We start from the raw sequence: 15,616 nt of genomic DNA, 5'->3' as shown, positions 1-15,616 counted from the left end.
ATATTATCTTATTCAGATGATAGAAGTATTTGCAATTATACAAGCTCGATAAGAACTTCCATAGCTGCGTCACCTTTACGCTGACCAATCTTAACGATTCTTGTGTATCCACCTTTACGATCTGCGTATTTTGGTGCGATCTCGTCAAATAATTTAGCAACAAGATCAACTTCTTTTGTGTTTTTCTTTCTTCCAGCCTGTGCTGTAGGAACCTCTGTTACAGGGTAAAGAACTTTCAGCATCTGGCGGCGAGCGTGAAGTCTGCTAGGCATATCTTTCTTGATTGTCTTGTCAACTTCGTCGTAAACTGTTTTCTTCTTTCCGTCTACAACTTCTTTTACTCTCTTGCCATTTGCATCTTTACGAGCAACTTTAGCTTTTACAGTAACTTCTTCGAAGTTATCTTTCTCTTTTACAGCCATAGCAATAAGACCTTCAGCGATCTTGCGGATCTCTTTAGCCTTAGCTTCTGTTGTAACGATTTTTCCGTTGTTCAGAAGTGCTGTTACCTGGTTTCTTAATAAAGCTTTTCTCTGGCTTGATGTTCTGCCGAGTTTTCTATACTTTGCCATTTTAAATTTCCTCCATATTTAACACTTGGTTATACTCTTCGGGCTTACTAGCCAAATGCTCTGCTGTGCTCTTACGGTCTTACCAGCAGATAACATCTATTTCACTTAATGCTTAACGAATGTATCACCTTACGGCTCACATTCCTATAAGTATTCAGTGTTTACTCTTCTCCTTTGCTTAAGCTTAATCCTAATTCATCAAGCTTAGCAAGAACTTCTTCCAGTGACTTACGTCCAAGGTTACGAACTTTCATCATATCCTCAGATGTTCTGTTTGTGAGCTCTTCAACTGTGTTGATTCCAGCTCTCTTCAGACAGTTGTATGAACGAACAGATAACTCAAGTTCATCAATGCTCATCTCAAGCACTTTCTCTTTCTCGTCATCTTCTTTCTCAATCATGACTTCAGCAGCCTGTGCTACTTCTGACAGATCAATAAAGAGTTTCAGATGCTCGCTCAATACCTTTGCAGCAAGGCTGACTGCCTCATCTGGAAGTAATGTACCATTTGTATATACATCTAATGTCAGTTTATCAAAATCTGTAATCTGTCCGACACGTGTATTCTCAACTGTGAGATTCACGCGCTCCACTGGGGTGTAAATAGAATCGATTGGGATTACTGCAATTGGTAACTCATCGTTCTTATTCTTCTCAGCACTTACATATCCTCTGCCCTTTGTAATGGTCAGCTCCATATATAATTTGCTGTCTGCTCCACCATTCAATGTAGCGATAACAGTCTCTGGATTCATGATCTCAATATCCTGATCTACCTGTATATCTGCAGCTGTGACAACACCTTCACCCTCGAACTCGATATATGCAGTCTTCGGCTCATCTGTCTCAGATGTATTCTTGATAGCCAGTGACTTCAGGTTCATGATGATTTCGGTAACGTCTTCTTTCACTCCTGGGATGGAGCTGAACTCATGCAGAACGCCATCAATCTTTACCTGGCTGATAGCAGATCCTGGTAATGATGAAAGCATAATTCTGCGAAGAGAATTACCTAATGTTGTTCCATAACCTCTTTCCAAAGGCTCTACAACAAATCTTCCATACTTTTTATCTTCTGAAATCTCTGTTATTTCTATATTGGGTTTATTAAAATCAAACACTAAGTCCACCTCCTGTGGGGTTACTGGTTATTATTTAGAATATAACTCGACGATTAACATCTCGTCAACTGGAACATCGATTGCTTCACGTGCTGGAAGCTCTTTAACTGTTCCTTTCAGGTTCTCCTGATCTACTTCTAACCAGTCTGGAACCATACGTCCACCTGTGACCTCTACGATCTCTTTGTATCTTGGAGAGCTCTTTTTAGCCTCTTTGATCTCTACTGTATCACCAGCTTTGATCAGGTAAGATGGAATATTTACCTGCTTACCATTTACAAGTACATGCTTATGATCAACGATCTGTCTAGCTTCACGTCTTGTTCTAGCAAATCCCATACGGAATACTACGTTGTCAAGTCTGGACTCAAGAAGGATCATCAGGTTATCACCTGTCATTCCGTTCATACGCTGAGCTTTCTCGAAGTAGTTTCTGAAAGGTTTCTCTAATACACCATAGATGAATTTAGCTTTCTGTTTCTCACGTAACTGAAGACCATACTCGCTCATCTTTCTATTGGATCTCTTTAACTGTCTGTTAGACTTTTTATCAATTCCTAAATATACTGGATCCATACCGAGGGATCTACATCTTTTAAGAACCGGAACTCTATTTACTGCCATGTTTTAATTTTCCTCCTATAAATATTCGGATACTACAATCCATTAACGTAATTATTGTAACTAGACTCTTCTGCGCTTCGGCGGACGGCAACCATTGTGTGGTACCGGTGTTACGTCTCTGATGCTTGTTACATCGATTCCGCATGCCTGAAGTGCACGGATTGCTGCTTCTCTACCTGAACCTGGTCCTTTAACCATTACGTCAACTGATTTTAAACCATGTACTAATGCTGCTTTAGCTGCTGTTTCAGCTGCCATCTGAGCTGCATAAGGGGTAGATTTTCTTGAACCTCTAAATCCAAGACCGCCCGCACTTGCCCATGAAAGAGCATTTCCCTGAGCATCTGTTAATGTAACGATTGTGTTATTAAAAGATGACTGAATGTGAGCCTGTCCATGTTCAACGTTTTTCTTGACACGTTTCTTTGTCACTTTCTTTGTAACTTTCTTTGCCATAATAAAACTAACCTACGCTTTCCTTTTTGTGTTATTTGTTATTTGTTACTTATTTCTTCTTGTTTGCTACTGTTCTCTTAGGACCTTTTCTTGTTCTTGCATTTGTCTTAGTCTTCTGACCACGAACCGGAAGTCCTTTTCTGTGACGGATTCCTCTATAGCATCCGATCTCCTGTAATCTCTTGATGTTCAGAGCGATCTCTCTTCTAAGATCTCCTTCTACAGTCTGAGTCTCGTCGATTACTGCACTGATTTTCTTTACATCGTCGTCTGTAAGATCTCTACAACGAATATCAGGATTAACTCCTGCCTGTGCTAAGATACGGGTTGCGCTTGTTCTACCGATTCCGTAGATATAAGTTAATCCGATCTCAACTCGTTTGTCTCTTGGTAAATCTACACCTGCAATACGTGCCATGTGACTGTTCCTCCACTTTCTTTGTTTGTTATCGTCTTTAATAGGGGACACATCTCCATGTCCCAGGCATGTTCGGTATCATGCCCTTTCCGGTCACCGCATCTTTTATGGAAGCTGCGCGGTAATGACGGACCGGCATTAGAAGCAATATACGAGGAATCATCACCGGCTAAAGGTGTTCCTTGTATATTTAAAATAGTCTCTACACACCGCCTGGCGTGTCCTGACTATCAGCCGCCTAATTAATTAACCCTGTCTCTGTTTGTGTTTCGGGTTTTCGCAGATAATGCGAACGCTTCCTTTTCTTTTGATTACTTTGCATTTTTCGCAAATTGGTTTTACTGATGATCTAACCTTCATTAGGGGATCCTCCTTTCATCCATTGCTCTGCCTTTTGTTTCGCACGGTTTCTTTTATCATATCATTTTGCAACTCATGAAAATATCTGAAGACTGTATCACCGACTGTTCTTCAAATATATGATAACGCAAATATAAGCGCCCAGAAACGCGCTTATATATTGTAGCATTATATCTCAAATAAAGTCAATACTTTTTCTTGAGTTTTTTAAATTTTTTCAAGTATTTTTTCGAATATTTTTTTTAGCTTATTTTAATGTCTATTTTCGAATTTTCAGATATATTTCTATATCCTTTTCAAGATTATTTTAAATCTCTTCCTATTTATCTCTCCAGATAATTCTTCCTTTTGAAAGATCATATGGGGATAACTCAAGTGTTACTTTATCTCCTGGTAAGATCTTGATAAAGTTCATTCTAAGTTTTCCGCTGATGTGTGCCAGAACCTGATGTCCATTCTCAAGTTCAACCTGAAACATTGCGTTTGGTAATTTTTCTACTACTGTTCCTTCAATTTCTATTACGTCAGCTTTTGACATATACGCTTCCTCCTAATTCTGATTATCTTCCTTATTCCAAATTTTGATCCATCTTTTTATGTCCACATCTGTGGCGCCCTGAATATCAAAGCTTTCTTTGATCAACTGGACATGCTTCTTCTTTTTCTTTTTCGGCTTATCCAGTGTTCTTACTTTTCCATCCACTAAATATACGTATGCCTCTTCAACCTTTGTGATTACATACACCTTTCCGGCATCATGTCCACTTTTGGACCGGGCCATCATTCCTGTTTCAAACTGTTCCATAGCGATCTCTCCTATATTTGAGTTTCTCTCGAATCATAATATTGAATTCGAATCTGACTGTCAGATCGTTTTCTTCTATTATAATACCTTCTCACTAAGCGAGAGAAGTTTTGGTTCTCCCTCTGTGATCAGCACTGTATTTTCATAATGTGCTGCTAGTGAACCATCTCTGGTGACAACTGTCCAGTCATCATCCAGCCAGTCAACTTCATGACCACCTGCCGTGATCATTGGTTCAATCGCTAATGTCATACCTGCTTTCAGAAGCATTCCCTTCCGGTTCATCCTGAAATTCGGAATTTCAGGTGCCTCATGCAGATGTGTTCCTATTCCGTGTCCACACAGATCACGAACAACACCATATCCATGTTCTTTGGCGTAATCTCCGATTGCACCGGATATATCAAATAAATGATTACCTTCTCTGGCATATTTTATACCTTCAAAGAAACATTCTTTTGTTATCTGCATCAGATTTTTTGCTTCTTTACTGATTTCACCTACTCCATAAGTTCTGGCCGCATCTGAATGATACCCTTTGTAGATGACTCCTGCATCCAGACTTACAATATCTCCGTCCTGAATCAGTCGGTGTTTGTCCGGTATTCCATGAACAACTTCCTGATTCAGAGATACGCAGATGGATGCCGGATATCCGTTATAATTCAGGAAGGAAGGAATACAATCATAACTGCGTATAATCTCTTCTCCTAATCTGTCGATATCCAGCGTACTCATCCCCGCATGGAGCGCGTCACGTAGTTCATTATGTACAATCTCAAGAATTCTTCCGGCTTCTGCCATTAGTTCAATTTCTCTTGCTGATTTTATCGTGACCGGCATGCTGTTACGCTCCTAAAATCTCCACAATGTTCTGGAACACAACATCAATGTCAACTGTTCCGTCAACTGTCTTTAAGATTCCTGCATTTGTGTAGTAATCAATCAGTGGCTGTGTCTGCTCGTGATATACATCAAGACGTTTCTTTACTGTCTCCGGTTTATCATCATCACGAAGAATGAGTTCTTTACCACATACATCACAGATTCCTTCAACTTTTGTAGGAGCATATTCCAGATGGTATGTAGCTCCACAGCCAACACAGGCACGACGTCCACCCATACGGTGAATGATATTCTCATCCGGTACATCTACATCAATTGCATAATCCATCTTCTGTCCAAGCTCTGCCAGTGCTTTATCAAGTGCTTCTGCCTGAGGAATGGTTCTCGGAAATCCATCCAGAACATATCCATTCTTGCAGTCTTCCTGATTCACACGATCAACTACGAGATCAACTACCAGTTCATCCGGTACAAGAAGTCCCTGATCCATATATGTTTTTGCTTTTTTACCAAGCTCTGTTCCCTCTTTGATATTAGCTCTGAAGATATCTCCAGTAGAAATGTGTGGGATTTCGTACTTAGCTGCAATTTTCTTAGCCTGTGTGCCTTTTCCAGCTCCTGGCGCACCTAACATAATAATCTTCATAATTACTCTCCTTTATAGCATAATAACCCGCGAAAGAATCTTCCGCGAGTTATCCTGCTTATTTATTCAAAAAACCTTTGTAATTTCGTACAAGCATCTGTGACTCGATCTGCTTAAGTGTCTCTAAGATTACACTGACAATGATGATCAGTGATGTACCACCAAAGGACACGCTTGCTCCTAACCATCCATTAAAAATGATCGGTACAAGCTGAATCAATACAAGACCACATGCGCCAACAAAGATAATGTAATTCAGAATCTTTGTCAAATACTCAACAGTCGGTTTTCCTGGACGGATACCCGGGATAAATCCACCATTTTTCTTCATGTTATTTGCAATCTCTAACGGATTAAATGTAATTGATGTATAGAAATAAGCAAAAAATACTGTCAAAATGATGTATACTGCCAGTCCCCAGCTATATTTCGGCATCTGAGGATTACACCAGTTACCCTGATTAAGACCTCTTAAAATCTCGCTTCCGATTCCTGTTCCATTTCCCTTGCCGGCAAATGTTGCAATCACAATCGGGAACTGCATCAATGAAGATGCAAAGATAATCGGGATAACACCTGCAGTATTGACTTTCAGCGGAATGTTCGTGGACTGTCCACCGTAAGTTCTTCTTCCCATCACCTTCTGTGAATACTGTACTGCAATTCTTCTCTCGCCGTCCTGAAGTACTACTACGAATACAACAAGTACGAGGATAATAGCAACTATAATAACAACAGCAAGTCCACCTGATGCGAGACTTTTTCCTTTTACGAATTTCGTAAAGAGCGTTGTCATATCGCTTGGAATACGTGAGATAATATTAATTACCAACACAATTGAAATTCCATTTCCTACACCTTTTTCAGTAATCCGCTCACCAATCCACATCAGAAATGTAGAGCCTGCGGTCAGTGTAAGAACTACGATTGCAGCATTCACAAAATTAAATTCTTTCAAAAGTCCCTGTCTTCCGAAACCAACGGCCATAGCTGTTGACTCCATAAGAGCAAGTCCAACTGTCAGATAACGTGTGATTGCTACAATCTTCTTTCTTCCATCTTCTCCATCTTTCTGCATCTCCTCAAGTTTCGGAATTGCGATTGTAAGAAGCTGGACAATAATGGAAGATGTAATGTATGGAGTAATGCTCAATGCCAGAATTGACATCTGCTCAAAAGAGCCTCCGGTGAAAGCGTTAAACAAGTTGAACGCCTCCCCGGAATTCTGAGCAAAAAACTCTTTAATATAAGTCGGATCTACTCCTGGTGTAGGCAACTGTGATCCCAGTCTGATTACGATCAACATCAAAAAAGTATATCCAAGTTTTCTACGAATATCCTTTGTTTGAAATGCCCTTCGAAATGTCTCTAACATTAGATCACCTCTGCTTTTCCACCTAACGCCTCAATCTTAGCTACTGCACCAGCACTAAATGCATTTGCCTGAACAGTAAGCTTCTTTGTGAGCTCACCGTTACCAAGAATCTTAACACCATCTCTTGGATTCTTAACGATTCCCTGCTCGATCAGTGTTTCTACGGAAACAACTGCATCATTGTCAAATACTTCAAGAGCACTTACGTTAATTCCAACGATAGTCTTAGAATTTCTGTTTGTAAATCCTCTCTTAGGTATTCTTCTATATAATGGCATCTGACCACCTTCGAAACCTGGTCTTGGTGCTCCAGAACGAGCTTTCTGACCTTTGTGTCCCTTACCAGCTGTCTTACCATTTCCAGAACCGTGTCCACGTCCTCTTCTGAAATTATCACTCTGTTTTGCTCCATCAGCAGGTCTTAAGTTTGATAAATCCATTGTGACACCTCCTTATCTGAATTTTAATCTATGCTTCTTCTACTTTTACCAGGTGCTGAACCTGTTTGATCATTCCTCTTGTAGCTGCGTTATCCGGCAGAACTACTGTCTTATTAAGCTTCTTTAAACCTAAAGCTTCAACAGTTTTCTTATGCTTCGGAACAGCTCCAATTGTAGATTTTACTAATGTTACTTTTAAATCTGCCATTTCACTCTTCCTCCTTAGCCTAAGATTTCTTCTACTGATTTACCGCGAAGTTTAGCTACTGCTTCCGGAGTTTTTACCTGACGTAATCCCTCAACAGTTGCAAGAACAACGTTCTGCTTATTGTTTGAACCAAGAGATTTTGTACGAATGTTCTTGATTCCTGCCATCTCGATTACGGCACGTGCCGGACCACCGGCGATAACTCCAGTTCCTTCCGGAGCCTTCTTAAGAAGCACGGAAGCTCCTCCGAATTTTCCGATAAAATCATGTGTAATACTATCGTTCTCATCTAATGCTACTTTGATGAGGTTCTTTGCAGCATCCTCTTTACCTTTGCGGATTGCTTCCGGAATCTCAGTAGCTTTTCCTAAACCAGCGCCAACATGACCGTTCTTGTCACCAACAACTACTAAAGCTGTGAATCTCATATTACGGCCACCCTTAACAACTTTCGTTACACGTTTAATTGACACTACTTTTTCTTCTAGCTCTAACTGACTAGCATCAATACGTTCCTGTCTCATGTGTGCTCCTCCTTCTAGAAATTCAACCCAGCTTCTCTAGCTGCGTCTGCTAATGCCTGAATTTTACCCTGGTAAATAAATCCGCCTCTATCGAAGACAACGTCTTTAATACCTTTCTCAAGTGCCTTCTCGGCAATGACTTTTCCTAAATATGCTGCTGCATCAACGTTGTTAGTTTTCTCCAGGTTTGCTTTCACATCTTTCTGAAGAGTGGAAGCGGAAACCAGTGTATTTCCAACTGTATCGTCAATAATTTGAGCATACATATGATTATTACTTCTAAACACAGCTAAGCGTGGACACTCTGTTGTTCCAGCTAAACGGTTACGTAATTTTCTGTGCTTGTTTACACGAACTTCACTTCTTGATTTCTTGCTAACCATTTTCACACTCTCCTTACTTATTTTTTACCAGTCTTACCAACTTTACGTCTGATAACTTCATCAGCATACTTAATACCTTTACCTTTGTAAGGCTCCGGTCTTCTCTTGTCTCTGATCTCAGCCGCAAACTGGCCAACTTTTTCTTTACTGATTCCTTTAACGATGATCTTGTTCTGACCTTCAACTACTGTCTCAACGCCTTCAGGATCTGTCATCTCAACTGGATGAGAATAACCAAGGTTCAGTGTTAATTTGTTTCCTGATTTTGCTGCTCTGTATCCAACACCGTTAACTTCCAGGACTTTCTCGTATCCGTTTGTTACACCAATAACCATGTTATTGATCAGTGTTCTTGTAAGACCATGTAAAGATTTCATTTTCTTTAAATCGTTTGGTCTTGTTACAACAACTTCATCACCTTCCTGCTTGATTTCCATCTCTGTAGGAAGTGCTTTCTCAAGTGTTCCTTTTGGACCTTTTACAGTCACTACATTGTTTTCTTTAATCTCAACAGTAACTCCTGCCGGGATTGCGATTGGATGTCTTCCGATACGTGACATATCTAAATCCTCCTTAACTTAGATTCTCGGAATGAGTCTTTGCTCACTCTGTTTTCAGTTTCAATTGTTCAGTGCCTACCAAATGTAGCAGAGAACTTCTCCACCAACGCCAAGCTTTCTAGCTTCTTTGTCAGTGATTACACCGTGGTTTGTGGAAATGATTGCTGTTCCCAGTCCTCCAAGTACTCTCGGAAGATCTGCGCTGTTAGCGTATACACGAAGACCTGGTTTAGAGATTCTTCTAAGTCCTGTGATAACTTTCTCATTCTTGTCTGCACCATATTTTAATGTAATATGGATTGTTTTGAATACTCCATCTTCTACGATGTCATATTTCTCGATATATCCTTCATCTAATAAGATATTTGCGATTGCAAGCTTCATCTTGGATGAAGGTACATCTACTGTATCATGTTTAGCAGTATTTGCATTACGGATTCTTGTAAGCATATCTGCAATTGGATCGCTCATAGTCATGAATTGTTTTCCTCCTCTTCTGATGGATTGTTTAATGTAGTTCTCTTCGCCGGGCTCGTGGAATACCTCGCCAGACTCAGAGAACGGCCTTCTCACTAAACTCGGCCGGCGCTGGGCGCTTGGCCTCGCCAAGTGTTCAGTGCCTACCAGCTTGCTTTCTTAACGCCTGGAATCTGTCCTTTGTATGCCAGTTCACGGAAGCAAACACGGCAGATACCATATTTTCTTAAATATGCATGAGGACGTCCACAAATTCTGCAACGATTATATTCTCTTGTAGAGAATTTCTGCTGACGCTGCTGTTTTACTTTCATTGCTGTCTTAGCCATAATTTACCTCCCTATTTTGTAAAAGGCATATTGAACTGTGTAAGCAGCTCACGAGCCTCTTCATCTGTATTCGCTGTTGTAACGAAGATGATATCCATACCTCTTACCTTGTCAACCTTATCATACTCGATCTCAGGGAAGATAAGCTGTTCTTTGATACCAAGAGCGTAATTTCCTCTTCCGTCAAATGCGTTAGGATTTACACCTCTGAAGTCACGTACACGAGGGAGTGCAAGGTTAACCAGACGGTCAACGAACTCATACATCTTCTCTCCTCTTAAAGTAACTTTACAACCGATTGCCATTCCTTCTCTCAGTTTGAAGTTAGCAACGGACTTTCTAGCTCTACAAACAACTGCTTTCTGTCCTGTGATCTTCTCAAGATCAGCAATTGCGGAATCTAACAGTTTTGCATTGTCTTTTGCCTCGCCAACACCCATGTTGATTACAACTTTATCAAGTTTTGGCACTTCCATAATATTCTTATAACCGAACTTTTTCGTTAATGCATCAACGATTTCGTTCTGGTACTGTTCTTTCAGTCTACTCAAAGCTTAAGCCCTCCTTCCTCAATTAATCGATCACTTCACCAGTAGATTTTGCAAAACGAACCTTCTTGTCTCCATCCATTTTGATTCCAACTCTTGTAGCTTTACCTTTGTGTAAGTACATAACGTTGGAAATGTCGATAGATCCTTCCTGGTGAACGATTCCACCATTCTGGTTTGTCATGCTAGGTTTTGTATGTTTTGTAAGCATGTTAACGCCTTCTACAGTAACTCTTCCGTTCTTGTGATCTACAGCGATAACTTTGCCTTCTTTGTCTTTATCTTTACCAGCGATAACTTTAACTGTATCACCTTTTTTAATTTTTAACATTGCCATTCCTTTGCACCTCCCTACAGTACTTCCGGAGCTAAGGAAACAATTCTCATGAAGTGTTTGTCACGAAGCTCTCTTGCTACTGGCCCAAAGATACGGGTTCCTCTTGGTGTCTTATCGTCTTTTATAATTACAGCAGCGTTTTCGTCGAAACGGATGTAAGATCCATCTTTACGGCGAGTACTGTTTACAGTACGAACAACTACAGCTTTAACTACATCGCCTTTTTTAACAACGCCGCCTGGTGTTGCATCTTTAACAGTCGCAACAATAACGTCTCCGATACTTGCATATCTTCTTGTTGAACCGCCAAGTACGCGGATACACAGTAACTCTTTCGCACCTGTGTTGTCTGCTACTTTAAGTCTGCTTTCTTGCTGTATCATGCAGGTTTCCCTCCTTATACTATTTCACTTTTTCCATAACTTCAACAAGTCTCCATCTCTTGTCTTTTGACAGAGGTCTTGTTTCCATAACTTTTACTTTGTCTCCGATGTTGCATTCATTGTTCTCATCATGAGCTTTCAGCTTATATGTCTTCTTTACAATCTTTTTGTAAAGCGGATGTTTTACATGATCTTCGATTGCAACAACGATGGTTTTATCCATTTTATTACTGATAACCTTACCAACTCTGGTTTTTCTAAGATTTCTTTCCACAGTCTGTAACTCCTTTCCTGGGGTTTATGAGTCTACTCTTAATTCTGAGCTGCCTTTTCAGTAATTACTGTCTGAATTCTGGCAATATTTCTTCTAACTTCTTTGATTCTGCTTGTGTTGTCTAACTGATTTGTTGCGTTCTGGAATCTTAAGTTGAAGAGTTCCTTTTTAGCAGCTACTAATTCTTCATTCAGCTCTGCAGCTGATTTTGTCTTTAAATCTTCTACAAATGCATTAATTTTCACTGTTATCACCGCCTTCTAAGTCTGCGCGAGAAACTACTTTACATTTACATGGCAGCTTGTGTGTTGCAAGACGAAGAGCTTCTTTAGCTACTTCCTCAGCTACTCCGGAAATCTCGAACATTACGCGACCCGGTTTAACAACTGCTACCCAGTACTCTAAGGTTCCTTTTCCAGAACCCATACGTGTCTCAGCTGGTTTCGTAGTTACAGGTTTATCAGGGAATATTTTGATCCAAACTTTACCACCACGTTTGATATAACGAGTCATAGCAACACGGGCAGCCTCGATCTGGTTGGAACGGATCCAGCATGGCTCCATTGCAACGATACCATATTCACCATTAGTAATCTTGTTTCCGCGAAGAGCTTTACCCTTCATGGAACCACGGAATTGTTTACGACGTTTTACTCTTTTTGGCATTAACATGATTATCTATCTCCTTCCTTATGTGCTCTCTCCGGAAGAACCTCGCCTTTGTAAATCCAAACTTTAACTCCAACTTTACCATAAGTTGTGTTTGCCTCAGCGAATCCGTAGTCAATGTCTGCTCTCAGTGTCTGAAGTGGAATTGTTCCCTCGCTGTAGAACTCTGTACGAGCCATATCAGCTCCACCAAGACGTCCGGATACGGAAGTTTTAACTCCGAGTGCTCCAGACTTCATTGTTCTGGACATGCATGATTTCATAGCACGTCTGAATGAAATACGGTTCTCAAGCTGTAATGCGATATTCTCTGCTACTAACTGAGCGTCTTTATCCGGTCTCTTGATCTCTTTGATATCAACAACTAATTTCTTGTCAGTAAACTGTGCAAGCTCACCTTTTACTTTCTCGATCTCAGCTCCGCCTTTACCGATAACAACACCCGGTTTAGCTGTATAAATTGTAATCTTAACGCGATCAGATGCTCTTTCGATCTCGATCTTGGAAACACCAGCGCTGTATAATCTCTTCTTAAGATACGTTCTGATTTCATGGTCTTCTACCAGGTAGTCTGCAAAATCCTTTTCTGCATACCACTTAGAGTCCCAGTCTTTGATAACACCGACTCTTAAGCCATGAGGATTAACTTTCTGTCCCATGATTGTCCTCCTTATCTTTCATCAAGCACGAGTGTAATGTGGCTCATTCTCTTCTCGATTCTGTAAGCTCTACCCTGTGCTCTAGGTCTGATTCTCTTCATTGTTGGTCCTTTGTTTGCATAAGCCTCTGCAATATAAAGGTTCTCAGCATTCATACCGTTATTGTTCTCAGCATTTGCGATTGCTGACTCTAATAATTTCTTTATTAAACTAGAAGCATATCTTGGATTATAAGTTAAAATACCAAGTGCTGTCTGTACATCCTTACCTCTGATGGCATCCAATACGAAGCATGCTTTCTGTACGGAAACTCTTGCATAAGATAACTTAGCAGAAGGTCTCGTATCTTTGTTAGCATTTCTTTCTCTCTTAATCTGGGATCTGTGTTGTCCTTTAGCCATGGATGAACCCTCCTTTCACAATATAATTATCTAACTTTTGATTTCTTCTCGTCTTTTCCATGTCCTCTGTATGTTCTGGTTGCTACGAACTCTCCGAGTTTGTGTCCAACCATATCTTCTGTTACATATACAGGTACATGTTTTCTTCCGTCGTGAACGGCGATTGTATGTCCAACCATGCTTGGGAAGATTGTAGAACGGCGGGACCATGTCTTGATTACAGACTTGTCTCCTGCTGCGTTCATTGCGTCAACCTTCTTAAGCAGGCTTGCATCTGCGAATGGGCCTTTTTTAACTGAACGTGCCATAGGTTCTAACCTCCTTACGAAAACTATTTAATAGATTTACCATCTCTTCTTCTTACGATCATCTTGTTAGAAGCTTTATTTTTCTTTCTTGTCTTAAGACCAAGTGCTGGTTTACCCCAAGGTGTACATGGACCCGGACGTCCGATTCCAGTCTTACCTTCACCACCACCATGCGGATGGTCATTCGGGTTCATAACAGAACCACGAACTGTCGGTCTGATACCCATGTGACGTGTACGACCTGCTTTACCAATGTTGATCAGGTTGTGGTCACCATTTCCTACTACTCCGATAGAAGCTCTGCACTCAAGCGGAACCATTCTCATCTCTCCTGAAGGAAGTCTCAGTGTTGCATACTTTCCTTCTTTAGCCATTAACTGAGCGCTGTTACCAGCAGAACGAACCATCTGTCCGCCCTTTCCTGGGTGAAGCTCGATGTTGTGGATCTGTGTACCTACTGGAATCTGAGAAAGTGGTAAGCAGTTTCCTACTCTAACCTCAGCCTCTGGTCCATTCATGACTTTCATGCCGTCTTTTAATCCTTCTGGTGCAAGGATATAAGCTTTCTCACCATCTTCGTAGCAGATCAGAGCGATGTTAGCTGTTCTGTTCGGATCGTACTCGATACCGATTACTGTAGCAGCGATTCCATCTTTTCTTCTCTTGAAGTCGATAATTCTATATTTTTTCTTAGCTCCGCCTCCGCGGTGTCTAACTGTGATTTTTCCCTGGTTGTTACGGCCTGCCTGTCTGCTCTTTGGAGCTAACAGAGATTTCTCTGGTGTCTTTTTTGTGATTTCTGAAAAATCAGAACCAGTCATCTGTCTTCTGGAAGGCGTATATGGGTTATATGTCTTAATTCCCATGGTGTTTCTCCTTTCGATTGTTTATTATCACGGTTGCTTTCCGTATGCATTGAGCACGACGAGTTTCCTCATGTGCTCTCCAAAGATCTTAGAGACCCTGGAAGATCTCGATATCTTTGCTGTCCTCAGTTAACTGTACGATTGCTTTCTTTGTTGCAGCAGTCTTACCATATTTGAATGTTCCGCGAACTCTTTTCTTCTTTCCTTCGCAGTTCATTGTGTTAACTTTCGCTACCTTTGTTCCGTCGAACATTTTCTCAACGGCTTCTTTGATCTGAGATTTTGTTGCTTCCGGGTGTACAAGGAATGTGTATTTCTTATCTCCCATGAGCTCCATTGTCTTCTCAGTTACAACTGGTTTAAGGATTACATCATAATACTGAACGTTTGCCATTATGCGTACACCTCCTCGATTGCTTTAACAGCAGCCTTTGTTGCGATTACTGTGTTGTATTTCATAACATCATACACATTGATCGTATTAGTTCTAGCTGTTTTAACACCAGCGATGTTCTTTGCAGAAAGCTCTGCGTTAACATTTCCGTCCTCTAATACTACTAATGCTTTAGATACGTTTAAGTTCTTAAGTGCGTTTGCTACATTCTTTGTTTTGATCTCATCAAATGTAAGTGAGTCAACTACGATGAACTTGTTCTCTTCTACTCTGGAAGTAAGAGCGGATTTCAGAGCTGCTCTCTTCTCTTTCTTGTTCATTTTGAATGAGTAATCTCTCGGTACTGGTGCGAATACTACTCCGCCGCCTGTCCACTGTGGAGCTCTTGTTGAACCCTGTCTTGCATGACCAGTTCCTTTCTGTCTCCATGGTTTTCTTCCACCACCGGAAACTTCAGAACGTGTTTTAGCTTTCTGTGTTCCCTGACGGTTATTTGCAAGCTGATTAACAACTGCCATGTGTACAAGGTGCTCGTTAACCTCAACACCAAATACCGCATCGCTTAATTCGATTGTCTCAACTTCTTTACCTTCGATATTATAAACAGATACGTTTGCCATTTTAAGTCTTCCT

30 protein-coding genes are annotated in these 15,616 nt (G+C 40.7%); all 30 read right to left on the bottom strand.

Going from position 1 to position 15,616, the window contains the following annotated elements:
• Positions 1–35: 35 nt before the first annotated feature.
• Positions 36–572 carry a bL17 family ribosomal protein gene (locus LI164_RS04050; protein WP_117606528.1) on the bottom strand — a complete coding sequence of 179 codons (537 nt, stop codon included), beginning with the start codon at positions 570–572 and terminating at the stop codon, positions 36–38.
• 161 nt (positions 573–733) lie between these two features.
• A complete protein-coding gene (locus LI164_RS04045; RefSeq protein ID WP_005339004.1) occupies positions 734–1,693 on the bottom strand; it encodes a DNA-directed RNA polymerase subunit alpha in 960 nt (319 codons plus the stop codon).
• A gap of 30 nt (positions 1,694–1,723) precedes the next feature.
• The gene (rpsD, locus tag LI164_RS04040; RefSeq protein ID WP_005332326.1) at positions 1,724–2,317 is read right to left on the bottom strand and encodes a 30S ribosomal protein S4; all 594 of its coding nucleotides are present in this window, start codon (positions 2,315–2,317) and stop codon (positions 1,724–1,726) included.
• Between the two features lie 60 nt (positions 2,318–2,377).
• A complete protein-coding gene (gene rpsK, locus LI164_RS04035) occupies positions 2,378–2,773 on the bottom strand; it encodes a 30S ribosomal protein S11 (protein ID WP_005332330.1) in 396 nt (131 codons plus the stop codon).
• A 49-nt stretch (positions 2,774–2,822) separates the two neighbouring features.
• On the bottom strand, positions 2,823–3,191 hold the full coding sequence (gene rpsM / locus LI164_RS04030; protein WP_005339006.1) for a 30S ribosomal protein S13: 369 nt from the start codon (positions 3,189–3,191) through the stop codon (positions 2,823–2,825).
• A 246-nt stretch (positions 3,192–3,437) separates the two neighbouring features.
• Positions 3,438–3,551, bottom strand: a complete 114-nt coding sequence (rpmJ, locus tag LI164_RS04025) for a 50S ribosomal protein L36 (RefSeq protein ID WP_005339020.1) — start codon at positions 3,549–3,551, stop codon at positions 3,438–3,440.
• 319 nt (positions 3,552–3,870) lie between these two features.
• Positions 3,871–4,089, bottom strand: coding sequence for a translation initiation factor IF-1 (gene infA, locus LI164_RS04020; protein ID WP_004607275.1), 219 nt, complete (start codon positions 4,087–4,089; stop codon positions 3,871–3,873).
• A 12-nt stretch (positions 4,090–4,101) separates the two neighbouring features.
• Entirely contained in the window at positions 4,102–4,356 is a 255-nt protein-coding gene (locus tag LI164_RS04015) for a KOW domain-containing RNA-binding protein (protein WP_117495402.1), read from the bottom strand.
• Positions 4,357–4,434: 78 nt separating this feature from the next.
• The gene (gene map / locus LI164_RS04010) at positions 4,435–5,199 is read right to left on the bottom strand and encodes a type I methionyl aminopeptidase (RefSeq protein WP_117657668.1); all 765 of its coding nucleotides are present in this window, start codon (positions 5,197–5,199) and stop codon (positions 4,435–4,437) included.
• A gap of 4 nt (positions 5,200–5,203) precedes the next feature.
• A complete protein-coding gene (locus tag LI164_RS04005) occupies positions 5,204–5,848 on the bottom strand; it encodes an adenylate kinase (protein ID WP_005339029.1) in 645 nt (214 codons plus the stop codon).
• A gap of 58 nt (positions 5,849–5,906) precedes the next feature.
• Positions 5,907–7,223 carry a preprotein translocase subunit SecY gene (gene secY / locus LI164_RS04000; RefSeq protein ID WP_005332362.1) on the bottom strand — a complete coding sequence of 439 codons (1,317 nt, stop codon included), beginning with the start codon at positions 7,221–7,223 and terminating at the stop codon, positions 5,907–5,909.
• Positions 7,223–7,663 carry a 50S ribosomal protein L15 gene (gene rplO, locus LI164_RS03995; protein ID WP_005339030.1) on the bottom strand — a complete coding sequence of 147 codons (441 nt, stop codon included), beginning with the start codon at positions 7,661–7,663 and terminating at the stop codon, positions 7,223–7,225. Before rplO ends, secY begins: the two co-directional genes overlap by 1 nt.
• Before the next feature lie 28 nt (positions 7,664–7,691).
• Entirely contained in the window at positions 7,692–7,871 is a 180-nt protein-coding gene (rpmD, locus tag LI164_RS03990; RefSeq protein WP_005332368.1) for a 50S ribosomal protein L30, read from the bottom strand.
• A 14-nt stretch (positions 7,872–7,885) separates the two neighbouring features.
• The gene (rpsE, locus tag LI164_RS03985; RefSeq protein ID WP_005332371.1) at positions 7,886–8,395 is read right to left on the bottom strand and encodes a 30S ribosomal protein S5; all 510 of its coding nucleotides are present in this window, start codon (positions 8,393–8,395) and stop codon (positions 7,886–7,888) included.
• A gap of 14 nt (positions 8,396–8,409) precedes the next feature.
• Entirely contained in the window at positions 8,410–8,778 is a 369-nt protein-coding gene (gene rplR, locus LI164_RS03980; protein WP_005332375.1) for a 50S ribosomal protein L18, read from the bottom strand.
• 17 nt (positions 8,779–8,795) lie between these two features.
• A complete protein-coding gene (gene rplF / locus LI164_RS03975) occupies positions 8,796–9,338 on the bottom strand; it encodes a 50S ribosomal protein L6 (RefSeq protein WP_005332376.1) in 543 nt (180 codons plus the stop codon).
• 75 nt (positions 9,339–9,413) lie between these two features.
• Positions 9,414–9,815, bottom strand: coding sequence for a 30S ribosomal protein S8 (gene rpsH, locus LI164_RS03970; protein ID WP_005339031.1), 402 nt, complete (start codon positions 9,813–9,815; stop codon positions 9,414–9,416).
• Positions 9,816–9,958: 143 nt separating this feature from the next.
• Entirely contained in the window at positions 9,959–10,144 is a 186-nt protein-coding gene (locus LI164_RS03965) for a type Z 30S ribosomal protein S14 (RefSeq protein WP_005332379.1), read from the bottom strand.
• Between the two features lie 11 nt (positions 10,145–10,155).
• Positions 10,156–10,695, bottom strand: a complete 540-nt coding sequence (gene rplE, locus LI164_RS03960; protein WP_005332380.1) for a 50S ribosomal protein L5 — start codon at positions 10,693–10,695, stop codon at positions 10,156–10,158.
• 22 nt (positions 10,696–10,717) lie between these two features.
• Positions 10,718–11,029 carry a 50S ribosomal protein L24 gene (gene rplX, locus LI164_RS03955; RefSeq protein WP_005332381.1) on the bottom strand — a complete coding sequence of 104 codons (312 nt, stop codon included), beginning with the start codon at positions 11,027–11,029 and terminating at the stop codon, positions 10,718–10,720.
• A gap of 14 nt (positions 11,030–11,043) precedes the next feature.
• On the bottom strand, positions 11,044–11,412 hold the full coding sequence (gene rplN / locus LI164_RS03950; protein WP_005332383.1) for a 50S ribosomal protein L14: 369 nt from the start codon (positions 11,410–11,412) through the stop codon (positions 11,044–11,046).
• Between the two features lie 19 nt (positions 11,413–11,431).
• Entirely contained in the window at positions 11,432–11,686 is a 255-nt protein-coding gene (gene rpsQ / locus LI164_RS03945; RefSeq protein ID WP_005332385.1) for a 30S ribosomal protein S17, read from the bottom strand.
• A 38-nt stretch (positions 11,687–11,724) separates the two neighbouring features.
• On the bottom strand, positions 11,725–11,931 hold the full coding sequence (gene rpmC / locus LI164_RS03940; RefSeq protein ID WP_005332387.1) for a 50S ribosomal protein L29: 207 nt from the start codon (positions 11,929–11,931) through the stop codon (positions 11,725–11,727).
• Complete coding sequence (gene rplP, locus LI164_RS03935; protein WP_005332388.1) at positions 11,921–12,358, bottom strand: 50S ribosomal protein L16; 438 nt, start codon at positions 12,356–12,358, stop codon at positions 11,921–11,923. Before rplP ends, rpmC begins: the two co-directional genes overlap by 11 nt.
• A gap of 2 nt (positions 12,359–12,360) precedes the next feature.
• On the bottom strand, positions 12,361–13,014 hold the full coding sequence (gene rpsC / locus LI164_RS03930) for a 30S ribosomal protein S3 (protein WP_005332389.1): 654 nt from the start codon (positions 13,012–13,014) through the stop codon (positions 12,361–12,363).
• 11 nt (positions 13,015–13,025) lie between these two features.
• Positions 13,026–13,415, bottom strand: a complete 390-nt coding sequence (gene rplV / locus LI164_RS03925; protein ID WP_005332390.1) for a 50S ribosomal protein L22 — start codon at positions 13,413–13,415, stop codon at positions 13,026–13,028.
• A gap of 26 nt (positions 13,416–13,441) precedes the next feature.
• On the bottom strand, positions 13,442–13,723 hold the full coding sequence (rpsS, locus tag LI164_RS03920; protein WP_005332391.1) for a 30S ribosomal protein S19: 282 nt from the start codon (positions 13,721–13,723) through the stop codon (positions 13,442–13,444).
• 23 nt (positions 13,724–13,746) lie between these two features.
• Entirely contained in the window at positions 13,747–14,589 is an 843-nt protein-coding gene (rplB, locus tag LI164_RS03915; RefSeq protein ID WP_005339032.1) for a 50S ribosomal protein L2, read from the bottom strand.
• An 88-nt stretch (positions 14,590–14,677) separates the two neighbouring features.
• On the bottom strand, positions 14,678–14,983 hold the full coding sequence (gene rplW, locus LI164_RS03910; protein ID WP_005332398.1) for a 50S ribosomal protein L23: 306 nt from the start codon (positions 14,981–14,983) through the stop codon (positions 14,678–14,680).
• The gene (gene rplD / locus LI164_RS03905; RefSeq protein ID WP_117495405.1) at positions 14,983–15,603 is read right to left on the bottom strand and encodes a 50S ribosomal protein L4; all 621 of its coding nucleotides are present in this window, start codon (positions 15,601–15,603) and stop codon (positions 14,983–14,985) included. Before rplD ends, rplW begins: the two co-directional genes overlap by 1 nt.
• Positions 15,604–15,616: the final 13 nt, after the last annotated feature.

Source organism: Dorea sp. 210702-DFI.3.125 (assembly GCF_020560945.1).
Taxonomy (GTDB): Bacteria; Bacillota; Clostridia; order Lachnospirales; family Lachnospiraceae; genus Dorea; species Dorea formicigenerans.
Note: the sequence above shows the minus strand (reverse complement) of the source record. Positions and strands in the feature narration are given on the sequence as shown.